This is a genomic window from Variovorax sp. KBS0712 (assembly GCF_006323185.2).
GTDB classification, from domain to species: Bacteria; Pseudomonadota; Gammaproteobacteria; order Burkholderiales; family Burkholderiaceae_C; genus Variovorax; species Variovorax boronicumulans.
In genome coordinates this window covers 1,740,498-1,763,019 of the sequence record NZ_VCCD02000001.1, presented here as the reverse complement: position 1 = coordinate 1,763,019, position 22,522 = coordinate 1,740,498, and the positions used below count along the sequence as shown (strand labels likewise).

Sequence of the window (22,522 nt, the reverse complement as noted above, 5' to 3'; positions counted from 1 at the left end):
AAGATGATGAAGACGAAGTCCTCCCCCAACGCCAACCTGTTCGCCGCCTTGCGCGCCGCCTTTCCCGCCGACCTCGATGCCATCGCGGTCGAGACCGAGAACGGCCTGCACTATTCGTGGCGCGACCTCGACCGCGCCAGCGCGATGATCGCCAACCTGCTCGACGGCCTGAAACTCGAGAAGGGTGCGCGCGTCGCCGTGCAGGTCGAGAAATCGGTCGAAGCCATGCTGCTGTACCTCGCGACCCTGCGCGCGGGCTACGTGTTCCTTCCGCTCAACACGGCCTACCAAAGCGCCGAGATCGAGTACTTCATCGGCAACGCCGAGCCCGCCGTGGTCGTGTGCACCGGCCGCAACGCGGCCTGGGTGCGCCCCATCGCCGAGGCGGCCGGCACGCGCCATGTGTTCACGCTGGACGACGACCGCACCGGCACGCTGCTCGACGCGGCGGCGCGCTGCAGCGACCGCCACACCGTGGCGGTCAAGAAACCCGACGACCTCGCCGCCATCCTGTACACCAGCGGCACCACCGGCCGCAGCAAGGGCGCGATGCTCACGCACCGCAACCTGCTGTCGAACGCCGAAGTGCTCAAGGACTACTGGGGCTGGACGAAGGGCGACGTGCTGATCCACGCGCTGCCGATCTTCCACGTGCACGGCCTGTTCGTGGCGCTGCACGGTGCGCTGCTCAACGGCAGCAAGATCCTGTGGTTCTCGAAGTTCGACCCCAAGCGCATCGTCGCCAAGCTGCCCGAGGCCACGGTGTTCATGGGCGTGCCCACGCTCTATGTGCGCCTGCTGGCCGAGCCGGGCCTCACGCGCGAGGCGGTGCGCACCATGCGCCTGTTCGTCGCGGGCTCGGCGCCGCTGCTCATCGAGACCTTCGACGAATGGCGCGAGCGCACCGGCCACACCATCCTCGAGCGCTACGGCATGAGCGAGACCGCCATGCTCACGTCCAACCCGTATGACGCCAAGAAGGGCGAGCGCCGTGGCGGCACCGTCGGCTTCGCGCTGCCCGGTGTGCAACTGCGCGTGCGCGACGACGAGGGCAAGGACCTGCCGGTCGACGAGATCGGCGGCATCCAGGTCAAGGGCCCCAACGTGTTCGCCGGCTACTGGCGCATGCCCGAGAAGACGAAGGAAGAGTTCACCGCCGACGGCTTCTTCAAGACCGGTGACGTGGGCAAGATCGATGGGCGCGGCTACATCACCATCGTCGGACGCAGCAAAGATTTGATCATCAGCGGCGGCTACAACGTCTACCCGGCCGAGATCGAGGGCTACATCAACGAGATGGCCGGCGTGGCCGAAAGCGCCGTCATCGGCGTGCCGCACCCCGACTTCGGCGAGGTGGGCGTGGCCATCGTGATCCCCAAGGGCGGCGCCACGATCGACGCCGACGCCATCGTGGCCGAGCTCAAGGCCAAGCTGGCGAACTTCAAGATCCCCAAGCGCTGCTTCGTCGTGCCGGAGCTGCCGCGCAACACGATGGGCAAGGTGCAGAAGGCGCTGCTGCGCGCGGAGCACAAGGGATTGTTCGCCGCCTGAGCCCCGCCGCGCGCCCGGGCTTCAGGCGGCGGGCGCGAGCCCGTTCATCAGCCCGCTGCGCGCGTGGCAGTTGATGTACTCGTAGCTTTGCTCGTCGGCCTTCAGCACCGACACCTCGTGGTACAGGCGCAGGCGCAGCTCGAAGTTCAGCGCCTGCACGTAGCGCATGAAGCTGCCGAAGATCGCGACGTGCGTCGGGTGCGACTCGGCCCAGCGCTCCATGTCGGCCAGCGAGCGCCAGTAGCTCAGACCGAAAGACTTCTGCAGCGGTGCACCGTGTGCGTCGAGGTGGTGCATGAAGCGGTTGCTGTAGCAGCCGATGGGCAGGCCCTGGTCGCGCAGGAAGTCCATGCCTTCGCGCAGCACCGGGGCCATGTCTTCCAGGTAGAGCTGGCGTTCCTGGCCGGTGGTCTCGGTCCACTCCTGGCCCGAACGGATCATCGCGAGGTGCGTGTGGCCCGCGATGCGCACGCGCCGGCCTGACGCAGGCGTGTCGGCGATCACCGCGCGCGTGCCCGAAGGCGCGAGCGCGTCTGCCTGCGCGAGCGGGAGTCGATCGCGCATCGACCCCCAGTAGCCGTGCTCCTGCAGTTCGCCGCTCACACCGCCCATCACCACGCCGATGCCCTCAAGGCGGTCGGGCGTGCTGAACAGGGTCTCGAAGTGCGCAGCACGCGGGGACGCGATTTCGCGGAAGTAGCCGAGGCCTTCATGCAAGCGCTCGTCGGCGTTCCACCAGGCCTCGATGGTGGGCGTGGCACACCAGCGCGCGAACGCCGCTGCATCGTGCCAGTAGGCGATCGCGATCAGGTTGTCGTACCCGTCGGCGTCGACGCAGTGGGCCAGGTCGTGGTGACCGGGGCCGTCGGGCAGGGCGAAGTCGCCAGCGATCTTCAGGAGCGCGGCGCAGGCCCGGCCCTGCATCGCCGGGCCGTGCGATTGCACGCCGAAGTAGCCCATCACGACCTGGGTCGTCGCCGCGGGCGCGCGCGCCGACCAGCCGGGGGAGGGTGGCGTGTGGTCGTCTGCCACGCGGCGCTCGCGGGTGCGCGGGCAGCGCAGGTGCTCGGGGATGGCCGATTCCATGGTGCGGCTCCGTGGTCGGCTCAGGCCACGACCGGCTCGGGCACGCTGCCCTCGGGCTCCGGCGTGAGCTGCACCACCACGGGTGTGCGCCGCGTCTTGTTCAGCAGCAGCTGCGTGACGTCGGGCCGCGAATAGTGACCGCTCGGATCGGCCGCCGCCTTGGCGAGCGCGATCATGCCGAGGTCGATGTCGGCGATCACCAGGCCTTCGGCGTCCTCGGCCAGCGGCGTGCCCAGCGGCGAGCCGTCCGGGCCATAGATGCGCGCATGCCCGCCGCCGACGCCCAGCATCTGCCGCTTGCCGTCGTCGGTGCACATCAGCTCGCTCATGGCCTTCGACACCGTGGCGCAGGGCGCGATGACGAAGCAGCCGCCCTCGACCGCATACACCTGGCTCGCGGCGTTGTTGACCTCATGGCCCAGCGCGTAGGCCGCGCCGCGGTAGAGCGAAAAGCTCGGCCACGCGCCGCAGTGGATCTGCTCGTTCTGCGCGTACATCGCGTACTTGCTCAGCGGCTGCAGGTGTTCCCAGCAGCACAGCGAGCCGATGTTGCCCAGCGGCGTCTCGACCACGTGCAGGTCGGCGCCGTCGCCTTCGCCGAACACGGTGCGTTCCACGTGCGTGGGCTTGAGCTTGCGGCGCGTCTGCACGGTGCGGCCTTGGTCGTCGATCAGCGCCTGCGCGATGTAGAGGCTGCCCGCCGCTTTCTCGCTGTAGCCGAGCGAGAGCCAGATCTTGTGCTGGCGCGCCGCCGCCTGCAGGCGTTCGAACTCGGGCGAGCCGATGACCAGCGAGTTGTCGTGGTAGCGCTGCACGAACTGCATGCCCCAGGCCGGCGAGTCGAGCCAGACCCACCACGGGTAGCCCGGCACCCAGGTCTCGGGAAAGGCGATGAGCTGCACGCCCTGTTTCGCGGCCTGCGCCATGAGGTCGATGGTCTTGTCGATGGTGGCGTCGAGGTCGAGGAAAACAGGCGCGGCCTGCACGGCGGCGACGCGGAGCTTGGGGTGGACGGTGGTCGGCATGGGGTGTTCTCCAGAGGGCAATGAACGTAACGAAATCCCCACTGTGCGCACCGGGTTTGCGCGGTGGCATGCGGGTTGCATGAAGCGTAAATTCGCGCCGCCGGAACGCCTTGACCCGGATTGGCGGCGTTCTTGTTCCAGCGTTGCATGCGCCTTGCGAAGGCGCTCCGAGGACCCCGATGACCCCCCTGCTCAGCACCGATGCCGTCCCGCGCGACCAGCGGCTCGCGTACTGGACCGACATGATCTGCAACGTCTACGTGCAGCTCGAATGCGACGCGGTGCGCCCCGGCGACGGCGGCGACTTCGAGGGCAGCATCCGCCAGCATGCGCTGCCCGGCCTCGGCATGTCGGTCGTGACCTCGCGGGCGCAGAAGGTGATGCGCACGCCGGGCCACATCGCGGCGTCGAGCGACGACTGTTTTCTCGTGAGCATCCAGGCGCGCGGGCAGGGCGTGGTGCGCCAGGACGGGCGCGACGCCGTGCTCGGCGCCGGCGACTTCGCGCTGTACGACAGCACGCGGCCTTACCAGCTGCTGTTCGACCAGCCCTTCGAGCAGATCGTGCTCAAGCTGCCCGGCGAGCGGCTGCGCAGCGAACTGCGCGACACCGAGGCGCTCACGGCCACCACGGTGTCGGGGCGCGAGGGCGCGGGGCACCTGCTGCTGGGCATGATCCGCACGCTGCGCGAGGACTTCGACGCGCTGCAGCCGGCCTCGGCGCTGGCGGTGGCCCATGGCGTGCAGAACATCCTCGTGGCCGGCCTGCAGACGCTGCCCGCGGCGCACGCACCGGCGCTCAGCAAGCTCACGGCGTACCACCTCGCGCGCGTGAAGCAGCGCATCGACGAGCAGCTGGCCGATCCGACGCTGTCGGTGGGCACGCTGGCGGCGCAGCTGGGCATGTCGGTGAGCCACATCCACCGCGTGTTCAAGAGCGAGCCGCTGACGCCCTCGCAGTACATCTGGGAGCGCCGGCTCGACGCATGCAGCCGCGACCTGCTGGAGCCGCGCCTGGCAGGGCGGCCCGTGGGAGAGATCGCGTACGGGAGGGGGTTCAACGACGCGGCGCATTTCAGCCGCGCGTTTCGCGAGCGCTTCGGATGTTCGCCGCGCGAATGGCGGCAGCAGCGCTCGCCGCAGTGACCGCGGCCACGGCGCAGCGGCCGTCGCCGGGGTGACCGGGTCTTCTTACTGAACCAGCAGCACCGAGATGTCGGTCTCGGCCACGACCTTGGTCGCGACCGAGCCCATCAGCGCGCGGCCCAGGATGCCGTGGCCGTGCGTGCCCAGCACGATCAGCTCGGCCTTCGATTCGGTGGCCGACTTGAGGATTTCCTCGGCCGCGTGGCCGTGGCGCGCGTCGGCGGTGAAGTTGGCCACGCCTTTTTCGGCGAACCAGGCCTTCACCGGGTCGAGCACCTTGGCGTTTTCCTCGGCGTAGTAATCGGCGACGATTTCCTTGCTCAGGTGGCGCGCCACGTGGCCGGAGATGCCGGTGCAGACATTGACCACCACCAATTCATGGCCGTCCACGAACATGGCGCGGTTGGCGAGCAGGTAGTTGAGGGCCTTTTGCGTGTAGGCGCTGCCGTCGACTGCAATGAGGATTTTCATGGCTTTCCTTCTACGACTGTGAACAAGTGCCGCATAGGATGGCACAGGAAAGCCACGGGGTGTTTGATATGCCTCAGCCCCGCAGGCCCTTCCAGAGCATGTAGGCGGCCAGCAGGTACAGGATGCTCGCGAACACGCGCTTGAGCTTTTTCACCGGCAGGCTGTGCGCGGCTCTGGCGCCCAGCGGGGCGGTGAACACGCTGCAGGCTGCGATCACCACGAGGGCGGGCAGCCAGATGTAGCCGAAGGCGCCAGCCGGCAGGCCCTGCACCGACTGGCCGCTGAGCACATAGCCCAGCACGTTGGCCACCGCAATGGGAAAGCCCAGCGCCGCACTGGTCGCCACCGCGTTGTGGATCGCCACGTTGCACCAGGTCATGAACGGCACGCTGATGAAGCCGCCGCCCGCGCCCACCAGGCCCGAGATGAAGCCGATGACGCCGCCCGCCGCGAGCTGGCCGCCGGTGCCGGGCATCTGGCGCGTGGGCTTGGGCTTCTTGTCGAGGAACATCTGCGTGGCCGAGAAGCCCACGAACAGCGCGAAGAAGATGGCCAGCGCCGTGCCCTTGAGCAGCGCGAACACGCCCAGGCTGCCCGCGAGGCTGCCGATGACGATGCCGGGGGCCAGGCGCTGCACGATGTCCCAGCGCACCGCACCGCGCTTGTGGTGCGCGCGCACGCTGGACACCGACGTGAAGATGATCGTCGCCATCGAGGTCGCGATCGCCATCTTCACCGCGAGGTCGGCCGGCACGCCGCGCTGGCCCATGATGATCGTGATGAACGGCACCATCAGCATGCCGCCGCCGATGCCCAAGAGGCCCGCGAGGAAACCGGTGCCCAGGCCGAGCGCGGCGAGTTCGGCGATCAGGAGCGGGTCGAGCAGGGCGGTGAAGTTCACGGGGTGTTGGGAAAAAGAGCGGCTGAAAAAGCAACGGCCCCGTGCGGTGAAGCAGGGGGCCGTGGCGGGAAAAGGTGTCTGCAGATGGTGTGCCGGACCCGCATCCTGAACCAGGGTTCAGGTGGGCGAGGGCAGCAGGACTTCGGGTTCATCTGACGCGAGATGATCACGCCCGTCAAGCGATGTACCAAGCCCGGCTCCGGAGAGCATTGGAACAAGGAAATATTAAGCCCGACACGTCTGCAGACAAAACGGATTTTACGCCCCGGATGTGCCGGGCCGCGTGCCCTCAGAGCAAATGTCCATCGCCCGCCAGGGCCTGATCGAGTCTCTGAATGAGCTGGGCGGCCTGCGGGTCGGTGTCACCGGAGGTTTCGTCGGTGCTCGTTGCAGGTGCAACGGCAGGGGCCGGTGCGGCGGCAGCAGCGGCAGAACTGGCCTGCTGGGCCGCGAGATCGAAAGCCAGGTTCAGCGAGGCGAGCACCGCGATGCGATCGCGGGCCTTCACCTTGCCTGCGTCGCGGATCTTGCACATGGCCGCGTCCACGCGGTCGACGGCCTCGCGCAATTGCGCTTCGCCGCCGTCGGGACAGCCGAGCAAATAGCTCTGGCCCATGATCTGTACTTCAATCTGCTTCATGCGTGATGGGAATCTTCGGAAGGGGGTTCGGCCGGCAGCCGTTCGAGCAGGGCATCGAGGCGGGTGCGGGCCGCGGCGAGCCGCGACTTCAGGCCGTCGCGTTCACGCGTGAGCGCATCGACCTGTTCCTGCAGCAGCGCGTTGGTGCGCTGCACCTCTTCGTGACGCACGAGCAGGCGTTCCACACGCTCGGCGATCTGGTCGATGGGGCTGGAGGCGGGCATGGTTGGCGATTGTAGTTTCCCGGGAATTCGGAACATCCGGCGCACCGCGCGGGGCGCGCACCGGACGTGGCCGAGATTCTGGGGCCTGCGCCGCTCGTGATCAAACCCGGTGTGGTGTGTGCGCCCCGTGGGCCTAAAATCCTGCCCGTTGGTGCTCGCGGCGTGGTTCGCACGGCGCAGTTCAACGGGAAGCAGGAGTGGACGCCCCCCGGGGCCGAAGCCGCCTGCGCTGCCCCCGCAACGGTCAAGCAGACGACGCCGCAACGCGTCACCCCTTTCCATCCAGCCACTGGGCGCCCTGAAACAGGTGCCTGGGAAGGCGGCAAAGGGTCGATCTGCCAGCCCGGATACCGGCCAACAAGGCGGCTGCCGCATCGGCAGCCATGACGCCCATGGCGCCGGCGGGGAAGCCGGCCAGGGCATAGAAGTTCGTTCGGTTCACCCCATGATTTCCTGTGTTTCCCTCTCCAGCGGCCGCGCCAGCGTGCGCCGCAACCGTCCCGCGTGCCTGCCGCTGACGCTCGCCCTGGCTTCGGCCTTCGGCGGCCTGGCCCTGCTGCCGCTGGCCGCGCAGGCGCAAGCCGCAGCAACCGCATCCGCACCCGCTGCCGCCACGCTCGACGAGACCGTCGTCACCGCCAACCGCACGCCGCAGGCGCTGTCGGACCTGGTGGGCGATGTCTCCGTCATCGACCGCAAGACCATCGAGCGCAGCGGCGCGACCGGCGTGGCCGACGTGCTGGCGCGCCTGCCCGGCATGGAGATCTCGCGCAGCGGCGGCGTGGGCAACGCCACCAGCGTGTTCATCCGCGGCGCCGAATCGCGCTTCACCGCGGTCTACCTGGACGGCGTGCGCATCGATTCGCAATCGACCGGCGGCGCCGGCTGGGAAGGCATTCCGCTCGCGCAGATCGACCGCATCGAAGTGCTGCGCGGCCCGGCCGCCGCGGTGTACGGCTCGGACGCCGTGGGCGGCGTGATCCAGCTCTTCACCAAACGCGGCGAGGAGGGCGTGTCGCCCTACGCCGGCATCGGCTTCGGCAGCCACGGCCTGCGCCGGATCGAAGGCGGCGTGAGCGGCAAGTCGGGCCTGCTCGACTACTCGTTCGGCGTGGCGCATGAAGAAAGCAAGGGCTTCAACATCCAGCCGATCGCCAAGCGCACGCCCTCGAAGGACGGTTTCACCAACCCCGACCGCGACGGCTACCGCAGCACCTCGGGCAACCTGAAGCTGGGTTTCCAGATCACGCCCGACCAGCGCATCGACGCCACCTTGCTCACCAGCAACACCGAGGCCGCCTACGACCCGTCGGTGAGCTTTCGCACCAAGCCGCCGATCACCTTCCGCAACGACCTGTCGACCAACGAGCTGCGCACCGCCGGCCTGACCTGGTCAGCCAAGTGGAACGACATCTACAGCACCCGCCTGCAGGTGACCGATTCGCAGACCGTCTACAAGACCCAGCCCTCGTTCTATCGCACCGAAACCCGCCTGCGCGGCTACCTGTTCCAGAACGAATTCCGCTTCGGCGCGCACCTGGTGACCGCCACGCTCGAGCGCCGCGAAGACGTGCTCGAGAATGCGCCCACCACCTCGGCCAAGCTGTTCTCGCGCGACCGCTCGCAGAACGCCGCCGCACTGGGCTACGGCTACGTGAAGGGCCCGCATTCGCTGCAGCTGCACGTGCGCCATGACGACGACAGCGAGTTCGGCGGCAAGACCACCGGCAGCGCCGCCTACGGCTACGCGATCACGCCGAGCCTGCGCGCCACCGTGTCGGCCGGCACCGCGTTCCGCGCGCCCACGCTGTACCAGCGCTTCAGCGAGTACGGCCTGGCGAGCCTGCAGCCCGAATCGAGCCGCAACGTCGAGCTGGGCCTGCAGTACACGGCCGGCGCCACGCAGGCCGGCATCGTGCTGTACCGCAACCGCGTGCAGAACCTGATCGTGTTCGACGGCAGCGCCAAGGGCTGCCAGTCGTCGTTCGGCTGCTATGCCAGCACGGCGCGTGCGCGCTACCAGGGCGTGACGCTCACGGGCGGCCACCGCATCGGCGACGTCACGCTGCGCGCCTCGCTCGACTACCAGGACCCGCGCGACCTCGCCACCGACCACCTGCTGGCACGCCGCGCCCGGGCCCACGGCACGCTGGGCGCCGACTGGCGCATCGCCGGCTGGACGCTGGGCGCCGAGCTCCAGAGCTCGGGCAAGCGCTATGACGACGCGGCCAACACCGTCAAGCTCGGCGGCTACACGCTGCTGAACCTGTCGGCCAGCAAGCAGATCATGCGCGACCTGAACCTCGTGGCGCGCGTGGACAATGTGGGCGACAAGGACTACCAGTTCGCACGGCTCTACGCCACCGGGGGCCGTACCGCGTACGTCGGACTCAAGTGGACTCCGCAGTAAACACCCGCCGCCCTTTGCCCGGCGCAGCCGTCACCTGCGCCGCGGTGCTCGTGGCCGCGCCGGCCTCGGGGCAGGGCAAGACCACGGTCGCGGCCGCGCTGGCGCGGCTGCACGTGCGCCAGGGCCGCCGTGTGCGGGCCTTCAAGTGCGGTCCCGACTTCCTCGATCCGCACTGGCTCGCGCTGGCGACCGGCGCGCCGGTGCATTCGCTCGACCTGTGGATGACCGGCGAGGCCGACTGCCGCGCGCGCCTGCATGCCGCCGCGTGCGAGGCCGACCTGGTGATCGTCGAAGGCGTGATGGGGCTGTTCGACGGCACGCCCAGCGCGGCCGAGCTGGCCGAGCGCCTGGGCCTGCCGGTGCTGGCCGTGATCGACGCCCAGGCCATGACCGGCACCTTCGGCGCGCTGGCCTACGGCCTGCAGAACTTCCGCCCGGGCCTGCCCTGGGCCGGCGTGCTCGCCAACCGCGTGGCCGGCGAGCGCCATGCCGACATGCTGAAGGACGCATTGCGCGAACCCGGCGACTGGCTCGGTGCATTGCCGCGCAGCGCCGATTTCGCGCTGCCCGAACGCCACCTGGGACTGGTCGGCGCCGCCGAACTCGGCGACGCGATGGTGCGGCTCGATGCCGCGGCCGACGTGCTCGCCGCCACGCCGCTGGGTCAGCGCGCGCCCGGGCAGCTGCCGCAGGTGCGCTTCGAGCCCGCGCCGACGGCGCCCGTCGCGCCGCTGCTGGCCGGACGCACCATCGCCATCGCGCGCGACACGGCGTTCTCGTTCATCTACCCGGCCAACCTCGAGGTGCTCGAAGCCCTCGGTGCGCGGCTCGCGTTCTTCTCGCCGCTGGCCGACGAACCGCTGCCGCCGTGCGACGCCGCCTGGCTGCCCGGCGGCTACCCCGAGCTGCATGCGGCCGTGCTGTCGGCCAGCGACCGGCTGCGGCTCTCGCTCGCCAACCACGTCACGGCCGGCAAGCCGATCTGGGCCGAGTGCGGCGGCATGATGGCGCTGTTCGACGAACTCGCCACGCGCGACGACGCCGAGCCGACCGACGTGCACCGCCTCTGGGGCGTGCTGCCGGGGCGGGCCGTCATGCAGAAGCGGCTGGCCGGCCTCGGCCCGCAGCAGCTCGACCTGGGCGCGCATGCCTTGCGCGGCCACACCTTCCACTACTCGCGCTGCGAGACGCCGCTCGCGCCTGCCGCGCGCACCGTCGGCACGCGCGGCGGCGAGGCGCTGTACGTGCACGGGCCGGTGCGCGCGAGCTACTTTCATGCGTGGTTCGCGTCCAGCCCGGAAGCGACCGCGCGGCTCTTCAGCGCCATGCCCCTCGAACTCGACAGCCACGCCGCACAGGCGCCCCCCGATGCCCCTCACTGAGCACGAATTCATCCTCGGCGGCCAGAAAAGCGGCAAGTCGCGCCGCGCCGAACAGCGCGCGGCCGACTGGCTGGCCCAGGCGCCCGCATCGCGCCGCGCGGTGCTGATCGCCACCGCGCAGGCCCACGACGACGAGATGCGCGAGCGCATCGCCCGCCACCAGGCCGACCGCGCCGAGCGCGTGCCCGGCCTGCAGACCCTCGAGGAGCCGATCGAGCTGGGGCGCGCCATCGTCACGCAGAGCGCGCCCGACACGCTCGTGGTGGTCGACTGCCTCACGCTGTGGCTCACCAACCTGCTGATGCCGCTGCGCACCGAAGGCGCCGCGGTGGTCACGCGCACGCCCTCGGCGCACGCCACGCTGCTGCTCATCGCGCTGCGCGAGGCGCGCGGGCCCGTGGTGCTGGTGGGCAACGAGATCGGCCTGGGCGTGATCCCGCTGGGCCGCGAGACCCGCGCCTTCGTCGACGTGCTCGGCCGGCTGAACCAGGACGTGGCGGCCGCCTGCCACCGCGCGACGCTGATGGTCGCCGGCCTGCCGCTGACGCTGAAGGCGCCCGGCGCATGAAGTTCGAATCCGTGAAGACCTGGCTGCGCGCGCTCTCGCTCGGCCTGGCGTTGGTGGTGTGCGCGCAGGCTGCGCAGGCCGTCGATGTGGTCGACGAGCGCGGCGTCACCGTGCACCTGGCGCAGCCGCCGCAGCGCATCGTCTCGCTGCTGCCGTCGCTGACCGAAGGCGTCTGCGCGCTCGGCGCCTGCGACCGCCTGATCGGCGTCGACCGCTATTCCAACTCGCCCGCGCAGGTGCGCGCGCTGCCGCAGCTTGGCGGCGGGATCGATCCGAACGTCGAAGCCATCGTCGCGCTCAAGCCCGACGTGGTGCTGCTCGCCAAGTCGTCGCGCGTCACGCAGCGGCTCGAGGCACTGGGCTTGAAGGTGATCGTGCTCGAACCCAAGAGCCATGCCGACGTGCGCCGCGTGCTGGGCGCGCTCGACCAGGTGCTCGGCACGCACGAGGCGCCCGCCGTGTGGCGCGCCATCGACGCGGCCGTGTCGGCCGCGGCACAGTCGCTACCGGCCAGCGCCAAGGGCCTGCGCGTGTACTTCGAGGTCAACACCGGCCCCTATGCGGCGGGCGATTCGTCCTTCATCGGCGAGACGCTCGCGCGGTTGGGCGTGAAGAACATCGTGCCGGCGTCGCTCGGCCCCTTTCCCAAGCTCAACCCCGAGTTCGTCGTGCGCGCGAACCCCGACCTCATCATGGTCAGCGTGCGCAGCGCGATGGGGCTGGAGCAGCGACCCGGCTGGGGCGGCATCCGCGCGGTGCGCGAAGGCCGCGTGTGCCGCTTCGACGCCGAGCAGACCGACGTGGTCGTGCGACCCGGCCCGCGCATGGACGAGGCCGCGCGCCTGATGGCACAGTGCCTGTCGGACAAGGGGCGGTGAGCGGCATGCATTCCGCGCACCTGCGTCGCGTGCTGCTGCTCGGTGCCGGCCTGCTGGTGCTGGGCGCGGCGCTGCTGCTCTTCGGCCTGGGCATTGGCAGCACCGGTTTCCAGAGCCTGCTGTCCGCGCGGCACGACCCGGTGGCGCTGCAGATCGTGTGGGACATTCGCCTGCCGCGCACCCTCGGCGCGTGGTTGGCGGGCGCGCTGCTCGGGCTTGCGGGCGCGGTGGCGCAGGGCCTGTTCCGCAACCCGCTGGCCGATCCGTACCTGCTGGGCAGCGCCTCGGGCGCGTCGCTCGCCGTGGCGCTGGCGCTGATGCTCTTCGGCGGCTCCGTCACCAGCACGCAATGGGTGATGCGCCTGGGGCTCACCGGCGCGGCCTTCGTCGGCGCGGTGGCCGCGGTGCTGCTCACGCTCACGCTGGCGCGCGGCGTGCAGCAGACCCTGCGGCTGTTGCTGGCGGGCGTGATCGTGGGCGTGGTGCTGGGCGCCGCCAAAGATCTGATCACCATCGCCTCGGCCGACATTCTTCAGGCGCTGCAGGGCTTCGTGCTCGGCAGCACCGGGCTGGTCGGCTGGGCCGCCTGCGCCGTGATGGCGGCGGTCGGCGCGGCCTGCCTGCTGCTGGCCTGGGCGCTCGCGCCGGTGCTCGACGGGCTCGCGCTCGGCGAGGCCACGGCGCGCAGCCTGGGCCTGCCGCTGGGCGCCATGCGCGCCGCGCTGGTGGCGGTGCTGGCGCTGGCGACTGGTGCCGCCGTCGCGCAGACCGGCCTGATCGCTTTCGTCGGCTTGGCCGCGCCGCACCTGGTGCGCTCGGTGGTCAAGACCACGCATGCGCGGCTGATCGTGCTGTCGGCGTTGATGGGCGGGCTGCTGCTGATGGCCGCCGACCTGCTGGCGCGCTGGCTGATTGCGCCGCAGGAGCTGCCAGTGGGCGTGCTCACGGCCGTGCTCGGCGGCAGCTACCTGCTGTGGCTGATGCACCGGCGCGGCGCGAAGGGAGGCGGCCTATGAGCCGCACGCCATCCGCCGCGCTCGAAGCGCATGGCCTCAGCGCCACGCTCGGGTCGGTCGAGGTGCTGCACAGCATCGACCTGTCGCTGGCAGCCGGCCGCTGGACCAGCATCGTCGGGCCGAACGGTGCCGGCAAGTCGACGTTGTTGAAAGCGCTGGCAGGTCTGCTCGCACATCGCGGCGAAGTGCGGCTCTTCGGCGAGGCGCAAGCCGCCGTGCCGGCCCGCGTGCGCGCGCGGCGCCTGTCCTGGCTGGGCCAGAGCGGCACGGGCGAGGGCAGTGCCGACGATTTGATGGTCTACGACGTCGCCATGCTCGGACGCCTGCCGCACCAACGGTGGCTCGCGGCACCCAGCGACGCTGATCGCGATGCCGTCGAACGCGCGCTGCGCAGCACCCAGGCTTGGGACTGGCGCGACCGTCCGCTGGGGCAGCTGTCGGGCGGCGAACGCCAGCGCGTGCTGCTGGCGCGCGCGCTGGCGGTCGAGGCCGAGCTGCTGCTGATGGACGAGCCGCTGGCCAACCTCGATCCACCGCATCAGGCGGACTGGATGCAGACGGCACGCGAACTGGTCGCGCAAGGCCGCACCGTGGTCAGCGTGTTGCACGAGCTGCCGATGGCGCTGGCTGCGGATGAACTGGTGGTGATGAATCGGGGGCGGGTGACGCATCACGGTGCTTGTTCCGACCCTGAGACTCACCAGGCGCTGGAGCAGGTGTTCGACCATCGCATTCGCGTGCATCGCGTGGCGGACCAGTGGATCGCATTGCCGCTATGAAGCTTCGCGCATCAAGTCATTCGGGGCGCGCTCCCGCCGACGGGGCACCTTGCTCCGCGAATGTCCTCCGCCCTTCGGGCTCCCCCTTGATTTCGCTGCGCAAGGCATCCCATCGGCGTGAGCGTGGGGCAGTGCGGTCATTGATCGGCCGCACACCAGCGCCGCTTCCCGTGCGCAGGACACTGGGTGCTTCCCGCAGCGAAATCAAGGAGGAGGCCGCAGGCCGGGGGACATTCGCGGAGGGAAGTACCCGGTGGCCTGTGCACACGCCCTGAACGACAGCGCCAAGAACACAAGCAAACGGAAAACCTCATGCAAATAGAAGCCCCTCCCAGCGAAAAGCCCTACGAAAAGCCCGAAGGCGAACGCCGCGGCATCGTCATCGTCAACACCGGCGACGGCAAGGGCAAGAGCACCGCAGCATTCGGCCTCGCGTTGCGCGCACACGGCCGCGGCAAGGCCGTGAAGATCTACCAGTTCATGAAGGTGCCTTCGGCGCGCTTCGGCGAGCACCGCATGTTCGAGCAGATCGGCATTCCCATCGAAGGCCTGGGCGATGGCTTCAGCTGGAAGAGCCAGGACCTCGAACGTTCGGGCCAGCTCGCGCGCGACGGTTGGGAAAAGGCCAAGGCCGCGATCCTGTCGGGCGACTTCTTCCTCGTGGTGCTCGACGAGATCACCTACCCGCTGATCTACGGCTGGCTGCCGCTCGAAGGCGTGCTCGAGACCTTGCGCGCACGCCCCAAGCACGTGCACGTCGCTCTCACCGGCCGCCGCTGCCCGCCCGAGATCATCGAGCTGGCCGACACCGTCACCGAGATGCAGATGGTCAAGCACGCGTTCAAGGCCGGCATCCCGGCGCAGCGCGGCATCGAGGACTGACCCCGATGGTGGCGCATGCGTTCGCGGCCGACGAGGCGAAGGCGGTGTACCGCGCCATCCACGAGCGGCGCGACATGCGCCACTTCGCGGGCGGCGAGGTGGCGCCCGAGGTGCTGCGCCGCCTGCTCGACGCCGCGCACCACGCGCCCAGCGTCGGCTTCATGCAGCCGTGGCGCTTCATCCGCGTGCGCGGCGAAGGGCTGCGCCGGCAGTTGCATGAGGTGGTCGAGCGCGAACGCGTGCTCACCGCTCGCGCGCTCGGTCAGCGCGAAGACGAGTTCATGCGCCTCAAGGTGCAGGGCGTGCTCGACGCGGCCGAGTTGCTGGTGGTGACGCTGGCCGACGGCCGCGAGCCGCATGTGTTCGGCCGCCGCACCTTGCCGCAGATGGACCTGGCCTCCGCCTCCTGCGCGATCCAGAACCTCTGGCTCGCCGCGCGCGCCGAGGGGCTGGGCATGGGCTGGGTGTCGCTGTTCGAACCCGCCGAGCTGAGCATGCTGCTCGGTCTGCCCGAAGGCGCCGAGCCGATCGCCTTGCTGTGCCTGGGCCCGGTGCATGCGTTCTACGAAGAGCCGATGCTGCAGCGCGAACGCTGGGCCCGGCGCGCGCCGCTGGCCTCGCTGGTGTTCGATGAAAGCTGGGGCCGGCCGTCGGACCTGTTCGATTCTTCTTCCACTTCATCTTCTTGCGTGGAGCCCACCTGATGCTGGCCTTCGACACCGTTCTCTTCGAGCTCGCGCGCCTGTTCCTCTGGCCCGTGACGCTCGGCGTGCTGCTGTCCTTCGTCTATGCGGTGTACTGCCTCGGCGCCTTCGGCATCGAGTGGTGGCAGCGCCGGCGTGACCCGTCGCGTGCGCTGGTGCTGCAGCGCCACGCCCAGGCCAGCCAGGAACAGATGGAGCTGGTCGTGCTCAAGCAGCTCGAAGGCGTGCGCCTGTGCAGCCGCGTGGCGCCGATGCTGGGGCTGATCGCCACCATGATCCCGATGGGCCCGGCGCTCGTGGCCGTGGCCTCGGGCGAATCGCAGGGCGTGGCGCAGAGCCTGGCGCCCGCGTTCGCGGCCGTGATCGTGGCGCTGGCCTCGGCCTCGATCACCTTCGTGGTCTACACGGTGCGCCGCCGCTGGCTCATGCGCGAGCTGGTGACGCTGCTCGACGCGCGGGACCGGCTGTCATGAGCCGGCGCCAGTTCTCCATCCTGAGCAGCCTGGACAGCGACGACGACGACCCCGTGCTCTCGACCATCAACCTGATCGACGTCTTCATGGTCGTCATCGGCATGCTGATGATCGCGGTCATCAACAACCCGGTGAACCCGTTCTCGCAGGACAAGGTGACGGTCATCCGCCACGAGGGCCAGCCCGACATGGAGATCATCACGCGCGAAGGCCGGAAGGTCACGCGCTTCAAGGCCAGCGGCGCAACGGGGCAGGGCGACGGCGAAAAGGCCGGCACCGCCTGGCGCCTGAAGGACGGCACGATGATCTACGTGCCGGCGGATGCGGTGCCGGCGTCGGGCGGGAAGTGACGCGGCTTTTCGTCTTCTGGCTCGGGTTCCTGTGCCTGATGGCGCAGCCTGCGGTGGCGGCCGGGTCGCGTGTCGTGGTGTTGAGCACGGCGCTGGTGTCGCCTGCGCGCGTGGTGCGGCTGCAGACGGCAGCGCGTGCGGCCGGCGTGCCGTTGCAGGTGGTGTCGGCTGCGCAGGACACGCCCGAGGCACTGGCTGCCGCGCTCGATGGCGCGCGCCTGCTGGTCATCGATGCGCCGCACCTCAGCGTCGCGCAGTCGGCGGCGGCGCGCTTCGGCGATGTCATTGCGCGAACCTCCGTTCCCTATGTACAGATCGGTGAATTCGCGCTCGTGGCGAAAGGCCAGAACCCACCCGAGGTGCCACCGCTCGCGGCCGAACGCGGCGTCGATGCGGTCTGGGCGCAGCGCCTGCGCGCCTACTGGCGCTTTCCGGGCGAGGCGAACCTGAAGGCCTCGGTGCAGGCGATGGCGCGGGTCGGCGATTCAGCCGGACTCCCTGACCCCGTGCCGTTGCCGCTCGCGGGCTTTTATCACCCTGACTGGCCGCGCGTCGAAAGCAGCATCGCGGCCGTCGAAGCACTGCCGAGCGGGCAGGGCACCGTCGCCATCGCCGTCAACAGCGCCACGCTCACCAGCGACGACACCGGCTGGCTCGACGGCCTGATCGGCACGCTCGCGCAGCGTGGCCTGCGCGCCTACGCCTTCTACGGCCCGCGCCAGCAGAAGGACCTGTTCTTTCGCATGACGCACTCGGGGGAGGGCGAGCACGAGCGCCGCGTGGCCGATCTCCTCATCAACGCCGCGCTGGTGTTCAGTCCGAACGAGCGCAAGGCCGAACTCGAACGCATCGGCGTGCCCGTGCTGCAGACGCTGCCCTCGCTGGCCATGGACGCGGCGCAATGGGCGCGCAGCAAGGACGGCCTGGCGCAGACCGACATCGCGGCCTACTACAGCCCGAGCGAACTCGCAGGCATGACCGACCCGATGCTGGTCACCGCGCGCGACGCCGCCACCGGCAGCCTGCAGCCGCTGCCCGCGCAGCTCGACGCCGTGGCCGACAAGGCCGCCGCGCTGCTGCGCCTGCGGCGCACGCCCGCCGCCGAGCGCCGCGTGGCAATGCTGGTCTACAACTACCCGCCGGGTGAGGCGAACTTCGGCGCGTCGTTCCTCAACGTGCCGCGCAGCGTCGACCGGATGCTGTCCGCGATGCAGGCGGCCGGCTACCGCACCGAGGCGCCGGGCGCGGACGCCGTCATTGCGCAGGTGCAGGCCACGATGAAGGCCTACTACCCGACCGCGCAGGGCGGTGATGCGTTGCAGCCGCTGCTCGACCAGGGCCTGGCCGACACGCTGCCGCTGTCGCAGTACCTCGCCTGGTTCCGCGCGCTGCCTTCCGACACGCAACGCCGCATCGAAGCCTACTGGGGCCCGCCCGAGGCCTCGACGATGCTGCGGCCCGTGGCCGGCGCACCGGCCTTCGTAGTGCCGCGCGTGCAGTTCGGCCAGGTGGTCGTGCTGCGCCAGCCGCCGCGCTTCGAGCCCGGCACGCAGGTGGCCGACAAGGCGCAGCAGGTGTACCACCGCGCGGCGGTGCCGCTGAGCCACGGCTACCTCGCCACTTATCTCTGGCTGCGCAGCCGCTTCGGCGCCGACGCGCTGGTGCACGTGGGCACGCATGGCACGGTCGAATGGTCGGCGGGCAAGGAGCGCGGGCTCTCGGTGCAGGACGATCCGCTGCTCGCGCTGGGCGACGTGCCCAACGTCTACCCGTACATCATGGACAACCTCGGCGAGGCGACGACCGCCAAGCGCCGCGGCCGCGCGACGATGGTGAGCCACTCGACGCCCATGTTCACGCCCGCGGGCTTCCGCCCCGGCGTGCGGGACATGCACGACCGCCTGCACGACTGGGAAACGCTGTCGCCCGGCGCGGTGAAGACCGCACTGGAACGGCGCCTCACCACCGACTTCGTCGCGCAGCACTACGACCGCGACCTGCAATGGACGCCCGCGCGCATCCGCGCCGATTTCGCCGGCTTCATCGCCGTGCTGCATCCGTACCTCGACGAGCTGGCGCAGACCGCGCAGCCGCTGGGCCTGGCCACCTTCGGCGAGGCGCCCGATGCGCAGCGGCGGCGCCAGACGATCCTGCAGATCCTCGGCAAACCCGTGGCGCAGGCGATGGGCGAAGACCTCGACGAGATGTTCCTCACCGATGCGCAGGGCATCGCGGCCTCGAAGCCCGCGCGCTGGCTGGAGGCCGTGCTGGCGGGCAGCGACACGGCCGACTCTGAACCTTTGCGCACCCTGGCCACACGGGCCCGCGCGCTCGACGCCGTGCTGGCCCACAACGAGGAAATCGAAGGCCTGCTCACCGCGCTCGACGGCCGTTATCTGACATCGCGCTACGGCGGCGACCCGGTGCGCGACCCCGACAGCCTGCCGACCGGGCGCAACCTCTACGGCTTCGACCCCAGCCGCGTGCCCACGCGTGCCGCCTGGGACACCGGCGTCGCCGCGATGGACGACTGGATCGCCGCGCACACCCGCACCCACGGCGGCCGTGCGCCGCAGAAGATCGCCTTCACGCTCTGGGCCGGCGAGGCCTCGCGCCACCAGGGCGTGACCGAGAGCCAGGCCTTCCACGCACTGGGCGTGAAGCCGCGCTGGGACGAGGCCGGGCGCATGGTCGGCATCGAGATCGTGCCGGCCGCGGTGCTGAAGCGGCCGCGCATGGACGTGCTGATCAGCGTCACCGGTTCGTACCGCGACCAGTTCCCGCACGTGATGCGCTGGCTCGACGAGGCCGTGCAGCAGGTGGCCGCGCTCGACGAGCCCGGCAACGCCGTCGCGCAGCACAGCGAGGCGATGGCGCGCACGCTGCGCGCCGGGGGCGCGACGGCGGCCGAGGCGCGGCGCTGGTCGACCGCGCGCGTGTTCTCGAACGAACAGGGCAGCTACGGCGCCGGGCTCGAGGAAGCGGTGCTCGCCACCGAACTCTGGAAGGGCCAGCAGCGCGGCGGCGGCGACGCGCAGATGGCCGGGCTCTACATGGACCGCATGGGCCACGCCTACGGGCGCGGCCTCGACGGCGCCACGCGCCCGGGCGCCTTCGCGGGCAACCTCGCGCAGGTCGATGCGGCGCTGATGGCGCGCACCTCCAACCTCTACGGCGTGCTGACCAACGACGACCCGTTCCAGTACCTGGGCGGCATCGCGCTGGCCGTGCGCCATCTCACGGGCAAGGACCCGGCGCTGTACGTGCAGAACCTGCGCGACGGTGCAGCCGTGCGCACCGACACCGTCGCCGGCGCCATCGCGCGCGAGATGCAGACGCGCTACCTGCACCCGCAATGGATCGAGGCACAGAAGGCCGAGGGCTACAGCGGCGCGCTGCAGGTGCTCAAGACCGCGCAGTTCCTCTGGGGCTGGCAGGCGACCGCGCCCGCCGCCGTGCGCGCGGACCACTGGCAGTCGTTGCACGAGGTCTATGTGCGCGACACCTACAAGCTCGGCACGCGCCAGTGGCTGGAACGCGAGAACCGCGCCGCCTTCGCGCAGACGCTGGAACGCATGCTCGATGCCGTGCGGCTGAACTACTGGACGCCCGATGCCGCGACGCGGCGCGAACTGGCGCAGGCCTACACGGAGGCGGTGCGCGCCACGGGGCTGCGGGAACGCAACGAGGCGGTGCAGCGGTTTGCGCAGGCTGCGTTGGTGCCCTCGCCTGTCACTGCTCCTGCACCGGTCGTCGCCGCACCCGCCGTCGCGCCCGTCGAAGCGAGCCAGCCCGCACCCGCATCGCCCGCCGCAGCGGACCTCGCACAACCGGTGGCCGGCCTCCAGCTGAAGCCCGTCGCCGACACCCCATCGCCCCCGCCGCCATCCGCCGTGCTGCCGCGCCTGCTCGCCGCATTCGGCGCAGCCTTGCTGCTGGCCCTCGGCGCGCTGGTGCAATGGCGGCGTGGCCGGGCCGTGCCTGCCGCCTGATTCACGAGAATGCCTGCCATGCCCGCGCTCGATCCCTTCACCGTCTTCGCCCTCGCGCTGGTCGCCGCCCTGTGGCTGGCGCTGGCCATCGACCGCTGGCTGGGCGAGCCGCCCGCCGCGCTGCATCCGGTCGTGTGGATGGGGCGCTACCTGGACTGGATGGGCAGCCGCCTCGCACCGCGCGCGGCCGACGCGAAGCCGCGCGACCTGCCCGGCTTCGCGATGGGGGCGCTCAGCTGGTGCGTGGGCGCGATGGCCGCGTTCGCCGTCGCGTCGGCGGTGCAGAGCCTGGCGATGCAATGGCTGCCGGTCTGGGGCATGGCCGTGGTGCTCGGGCTCGCGTTCAAGCCGCTCTTTGCATGGCGCATGCTGCGCGACGAGGTGCTGGCGGTCGAGACCGCGCTGGACGAATCGCTCGAGGCGGGCCGTGCACGGCTCGCGCGCCTCGTGAGCCGCGATGTCTCGGTGCTGAGCGAGCGCGAAGTGCGCGAGAGCGCCATCGAGTCGCTGGCCGAGAACCTCAACGACTCGCTGGTGGCGCCCGTGTTCTGGTTCGTGCTGTTCGGCCTGCCGGGCGCGGCGCTCTACCGCTTCGCCAACACCGCCGATGCCATGTGGGGCTACCGCGGCGAACGCGGCGGGCGCGACTGGACCTGGTTCGGCAAGTGGGCCGCGCGCGCCGACGACGTGCTTTCGTGGCTGCCCGCGCGCCTCACCGTGCTGCTGCTGGCCCTCGCGGCCGGCCGCTGGCCGCGCGGCGTGGCCCGCGAGGCGCGCCGCACGCCGTCGCCCAACAGCGGCTGGCCGATGGGGGCGATGGCGCTGCTGCTGGGCGTGCGGCTCGCGAAGCCGGGTGTCTATGCGCTGAACGGGGAAGGGCGCGCTGCCACGTCGGCCGACACCGCGCGCACCGCGCAGCTCGGTGAACGGGCGGCGTGGGGGCTGGCGGTGATCGCTTCGCTCGCGATGCTGTCGCCGTTGCTGGCGAGGTGGGCATGACGAATCAATCCATGGTGCACGGCGGCCCCGACGAGACCGGCGCCGCGCCGCACGACTTCTCGACCAACGGCAACGCGGTCGGCTCGTGTCCCGCGGCGCTGGCTGCACTGCGCGAAGTCGACGCGGCGCACTATCCCGATCCGCGCTACACCGCGCTGCGTTCCGCGCTTGCCGATTTCCACGGCGTGGCCGTGGAGCGCATCGCGATCGCCGCGAGCGCGAGCGAATTCATCCACCGTATCAGCGCGGTTGTGGCACAACGCGGTGGCGAAGAGGTCTGGTTGCCCGCGCACAGCTACGGCGACTACGAACGTTCGGCCCAGGCCTGGGGCCTCGGCGTGAAGCGCGCACCTGAGGAGGCCGACGGCGCCGCGCTGCGCTGGTGCTGCGAACCGTCGAGCCCGTTCGGCCAGTCGCAACCCGACATCGCGCAGCATGCCGCGAGCGATGCCGTCTGCGTGCTCGACATGGCCTACGAACCGCTGCGCCTCGAAGGCCAGCCCTCGCACGACGCCGCACAGCGCGACCGCCTCTGGCAGCTGTGGACACCGAACAAGGCCATGGGCCTCACGGGCATCCGCGCCGCCTACGCCATCGCACCTGCGAACAGCGACGTTGCAGGTCCACTGCTGGAACGATTCGAACGTCTTGCGCCGTCGTGGCCGCTGGGCACACACGGCGTGGCGCTGCTCACGACCTGGACCAGCGACGAAGCGCAAGGCTGGCTGGCGCGCAGCCTCGACATCCTGCGCGACTGGAAGGCACGGCAGCGCGCCGTGTGCGAATCGCTGGGCTGGCAGGTGCTGCCCGGCGACGCCAACTTCTTCGGTGCGCAGCCCGACGTGCCGTACCCGCCCCGCGCCGCCGCGCTGCGCGCCGAGGGCATCAAGCTGCGCGACTGCGCCTCCTTCGGCCTGCCGGGGCACCTGCGCCTGGGCGTGCTGCCGCCGGCCAGCCAGCACGCATTGAAGGCCGCGTGGGCGAGGGCCAGCGCCGCACGACACAGCGGCTGAACGCACCTCGCACCACAATAGGGCCGTCTCAAG

General features: G+C 70.6%; 21 protein-coding genes and 1 riboswitch. Of the genes, 15 read left to right on the top strand and 6 right to left on the bottom strand.

Going from position 1 to position 22,522, the window contains the following annotated elements; translation table 11 throughout:
• Positions 1-6 precede the first annotated feature (6 nt).
• On the top strand, positions 7-1,551 hold the full coding sequence (locus tag FFI97_RS08085) for a malonate--CoA ligase (RefSeq protein WP_139703793.1): 1,545 nt from the start codon (positions 7-9) through the stop codon (positions 1,549-1,551).
• Between the two features lie 21 nt (positions 1,552-1,572).
• Here FFI97_RS08085 and FFI97_RS08080 read toward each other — a convergent pair whose 3' ends face one another.
• Both FFI97_RS08080 and FFI97_RS08075 read right to left on the bottom strand, forming a co-directional pair.
• Positions 1,573-2,637: a phenylacetaldoxime dehydratase family protein gene (locus FFI97_RS08080; RefSeq protein ID WP_139703747.1), complete on the bottom strand. Its 1,065-nt coding sequence runs from the start codon at positions 2,635-2,637 to the stop codon at positions 1,573-1,575.
• Positions 2,638-2,657: 20 nt separating this feature from the next.
• On the bottom strand, positions 2,658-3,662 hold the full coding sequence (locus tag FFI97_RS08075) for a carbon-nitrogen hydrolase family protein (protein WP_139703749.1): 1,005 nt from the start codon (positions 3,660-3,662) through the stop codon (positions 2,658-2,660).
• A gap of 179 nt (positions 3,663-3,841) precedes the next feature.
• Between FFI97_RS08075 and FFI97_RS08070 the strand changes: the two genes are divergently transcribed.
• On the top strand, positions 3,842-4,807 hold the full coding sequence (locus FFI97_RS08070) for a helix-turn-helix domain-containing protein (RefSeq protein WP_139703751.1): 966 nt from the start codon (positions 3,842-3,844) through the stop codon (positions 4,805-4,807).
• A gap of 45 nt (positions 4,808-4,852) precedes the next feature.
• Here the strand turns inward: FFI97_RS08070 and FFI97_RS08065 are convergent, their stop codons facing one another.
• From FFI97_RS08065 to FFI97_RS08050, 4 genes are all read right to left on the bottom strand, one after another.
• Positions 4,853-5,278, bottom strand: a complete 426-nt coding sequence (locus tag FFI97_RS08065; RefSeq protein WP_139703753.1) for a universal stress protein — start codon at positions 5,276-5,278, stop codon at positions 4,853-4,855.
• Positions 5,279-5,351: 73 nt separating this feature from the next.
• Positions 5,352-6,179 carry a sulfite exporter TauE/SafE family protein gene (locus FFI97_RS08060; protein WP_139703755.1) on the bottom strand — a complete coding sequence of 276 codons (828 nt, stop codon included), beginning with the start codon at positions 6,177-6,179 and terminating at the stop codon, positions 5,352-5,354.
• Positions 6,180-6,468: 289 nt separating this feature from the next.
• Complete coding sequence (locus tag FFI97_RS08055; RefSeq protein WP_139703757.1) at positions 6,469-6,819, bottom strand: cell division protein ZapA; 351 nt, start codon at positions 6,817-6,819, stop codon at positions 6,469-6,471.
• The gene (locus tag FFI97_RS08050; protein WP_056581479.1) at positions 6,816-7,043 is read right to left on the bottom strand and encodes a hypothetical protein; all 228 of its coding nucleotides are present in this window, start codon (positions 7,041-7,043) and stop codon (positions 6,816-6,818) included. Before FFI97_RS08050 ends, FFI97_RS08055 begins: the two co-directional genes overlap by 4 nt.
• Positions 7,044-7,175: 132 nt before the next feature.
• A riboswitch (cobalamin riboswitch) is annotated at positions 7,176-7,417 on the top strand.
• A 71-nt stretch (positions 7,418-7,488) separates the two neighbouring features.
• Between FFI97_RS08050 and FFI97_RS08045 the strand changes: the two genes are divergently transcribed.
• From FFI97_RS08045 to FFI97_RS07985, 13 genes are all read left to right on the top strand, one after another.
• A complete protein-coding gene (locus tag FFI97_RS08045; protein WP_139703758.1) occupies positions 7,489-9,453 on the top strand; it encodes a TonB-dependent receptor domain-containing protein in 1,965 nt (654 codons plus the stop codon).
• Positions 9,438-10,835: a cobyrinate a,c-diamide synthase gene (locus FFI97_RS08040; protein ID WP_139703760.1), complete on the top strand. Its 1,398-nt coding sequence runs from the start codon at positions 9,438-9,440 to the stop codon at positions 10,833-10,835. Before FFI97_RS08045 ends, FFI97_RS08040 begins: the two co-directional genes overlap by 16 nt.
• Positions 10,822-11,403 carry a bifunctional adenosylcobinamide kinase/adenosylcobinamide-phosphate guanylyltransferase gene (locus tag FFI97_RS08035; protein ID WP_070060494.1) on the top strand — a complete coding sequence of 194 codons (582 nt, stop codon included), beginning with the start codon at positions 10,822-10,824 and terminating at the stop codon, positions 11,401-11,403. The genes FFI97_RS08040 and FFI97_RS08035 overlap by 14 nt, the downstream gene beginning before the upstream one ends.
• Entirely contained in the window at positions 11,400-12,281 is an 882-nt protein-coding gene (locus FFI97_RS08030; protein WP_139703762.1) for an ABC transporter substrate-binding protein, read from the top strand. Before FFI97_RS08035 ends, FFI97_RS08030 begins: the two co-directional genes overlap by 4 nt.
• Positions 12,282-12,286: 5 nt before the next feature.
• The gene (locus FFI97_RS08025) at positions 12,287-13,297 is read left to right on the top strand and encodes a FecCD family ABC transporter permease (protein WP_095747588.1); all 1,011 of its coding nucleotides are present in this window, start codon (positions 12,287-12,289) and stop codon (positions 13,295-13,297) included.
• Positions 13,294-14,076, top strand: coding sequence for an ABC transporter ATP-binding protein (locus FFI97_RS08020; protein ID WP_139703764.1), 783 nt, complete (start codon positions 13,294-13,296; stop codon positions 14,074-14,076). Before FFI97_RS08025 ends, FFI97_RS08020 begins: the two co-directional genes overlap by 4 nt.
• A gap of 312 nt (positions 14,077-14,388) precedes the next feature.
• On the top strand, positions 14,389-14,958 hold the full coding sequence (gene cobO, locus FFI97_RS08015; RefSeq protein ID WP_139703766.1) for a cob(I)yrinic acid a,c-diamide adenosyltransferase: 570 nt from the start codon (positions 14,389-14,391) through the stop codon (positions 14,956-14,958).
• A 5-nt stretch (positions 14,959-14,963) separates the two neighbouring features.
• On the top strand, positions 14,964-15,662 hold the full coding sequence (gene bluB, locus FFI97_RS08010; RefSeq protein ID WP_144004402.1) for a 5,6-dimethylbenzimidazole synthase: 699 nt from the start codon (positions 14,964-14,966) through the stop codon (positions 15,660-15,662).
• Complete coding sequence (locus FFI97_RS08005; protein ID WP_139703768.1) at positions 15,662-16,135, top strand: MotA/TolQ/ExbB proton channel family protein; 474 nt, start codon at positions 15,662-15,664, stop codon at positions 16,133-16,135. The genes bluB and FFI97_RS08005 overlap by 1 nt, the downstream gene beginning before the upstream one ends.
• Positions 16,132-16,485 (top strand): DUF2149 domain-containing protein, encoded by a 354-nt coding sequence (locus FFI97_RS08000; RefSeq protein WP_062479884.1) that lies wholly within the window; start codon positions 16,132-16,134, stop codon positions 16,483-16,485. The genes FFI97_RS08005 and FFI97_RS08000 overlap by 4 nt, the downstream gene beginning before the upstream one ends.
• The gene (cobN, locus tag FFI97_RS07995) at positions 16,482-20,477 is read left to right on the top strand and encodes a cobaltochelatase subunit CobN (protein ID WP_260684937.1); all 3,996 of its coding nucleotides are present in this window, start codon (positions 16,482-16,484) and stop codon (positions 20,475-20,477) included. The genes FFI97_RS08000 and cobN overlap by 4 nt, the downstream gene beginning before the upstream one ends.
• A gap of 18 nt (positions 20,478-20,495) precedes the next feature.
• Positions 20,496-21,476, top strand: a complete 981-nt coding sequence (cbiB, locus tag FFI97_RS07990) for an adenosylcobinamide-phosphate synthase CbiB (RefSeq protein WP_139703770.1) — start codon at positions 20,496-20,498, stop codon at positions 21,474-21,476.
• Positions 21,473-22,489, top strand: coding sequence for an aminotransferase class I/II-fold pyridoxal phosphate-dependent enzyme (locus FFI97_RS07985; RefSeq protein WP_139703772.1), 1,017 nt, complete (start codon positions 21,473-21,475; stop codon positions 22,487-22,489). The genes cbiB and FFI97_RS07985 overlap by 4 nt, the downstream gene beginning before the upstream one ends.
• The last annotated feature ends 33 nt before the right edge of the window (positions 22,490-22,522 follow it).

Coding starts and splice junctions, on each gene's coding strand:
- FFI97_RS08055 (WP_139703757.1), bottom strand. CDS start 6,819: ATGAAGCAGATTGAAGTACAGATCATGGGCCAGAGCTATTTGCTCGGC.
- cbiB (WP_139703770.1), top strand. CDS start 20,496: ATGCCCGCGCTCGATCCCTTCACCGTCTTCGCCCTCGCGCTGGTCGCC.
- FFI97_RS08025 (WP_095747588.1), top strand. CDS start 12,287: ATGCATTCCGCGCACCTGCGTCGCGTGCTGCTGCTCGGTGCCGGCCTG.
- FFI97_RS07985 (WP_139703772.1), top strand. CDS start 21,473: ATGACGAATCAATCCATGGTGCACGGCGGCCCCGACGAGACCGGCGCC.
- FFI97_RS08085 (WP_139703793.1), top strand. CDS start 7: ATGAAGACGAAGTCCTCCCCCAACGCCAACCTGTTCGCCGCCTTGCGC.
- FFI97_RS08030 (WP_139703762.1), top strand. CDS start 11,400: ATGAAGTTCGAATCCGTGAAGACCTGGCTGCGCGCGCTCTCGCTCGGC.
- bluB (WP_144004402.1), top strand. CDS start 14,964: ATGGTGGCGCATGCGTTCGCGGCCGACGAGGCGAAGGCGGTGTACCGC.
- FFI97_RS08065 (WP_139703753.1), bottom strand. CDS start 5,278: ATGAAAATCCTCATTGCAGTCGACGGCAGCGCCTACACGCAAAAGGCC.
- FFI97_RS08005 (WP_139703768.1), top strand. CDS start 15,662: ATGCTGGCCTTCGACACCGTTCTCTTCGAGCTCGCGCGCCTGTTCCTC.
- FFI97_RS08000 (WP_062479884.1), top strand. CDS start 16,132: ATGAGCCGGCGCCAGTTCTCCATCCTGAGCAGCCTGGACAGCGACGAC.
- FFI97_RS08075 (WP_139703749.1), bottom strand. CDS start 3,662: ATGCCGACCACCGTCCACCCCAAGCTCCGCGTCGCCGCCGTGCAGGCC.
- FFI97_RS08080 (WP_139703747.1), bottom strand. CDS start 2,637: ATGGAATCGGCCATCCCCGAGCACCTGCGCTGCCCGCGCACCCGCGAG.
- FFI97_RS08035 (WP_070060494.1), top strand. CDS start 10,822: ATGCCCCTCACTGAGCACGAATTCATCCTCGGCGGCCAGAAAAGCGGC.
- FFI97_RS08020 (WP_139703764.1), top strand. CDS start 13,294: ATGAGCCGCACGCCATCCGCCGCGCTCGAAGCGCATGGCCTCAGCGCC.
- FFI97_RS08045 (WP_139703758.1), top strand. CDS start 7,489: ATGATTTCCTGTGTTTCCCTCTCCAGCGGCCGCGCCAGCGTGCGCCGC.
- FFI97_RS08070 (WP_139703751.1), top strand. CDS start 3,842: ATGACCCCCCTGCTCAGCACCGATGCCGTCCCGCGCGACCAGCGGCTC.
- cobO (WP_139703766.1), top strand. CDS start 14,389: ATGCAAATAGAAGCCCCTCCCAGCGAAAAGCCCTACGAAAAGCCCGAA.
- FFI97_RS08050 (WP_056581479.1), bottom strand. CDS start 7,043: ATGCCCGCCTCCAGCCCCATCGACCAGATCGCCGAGCGTGTGGAACGC.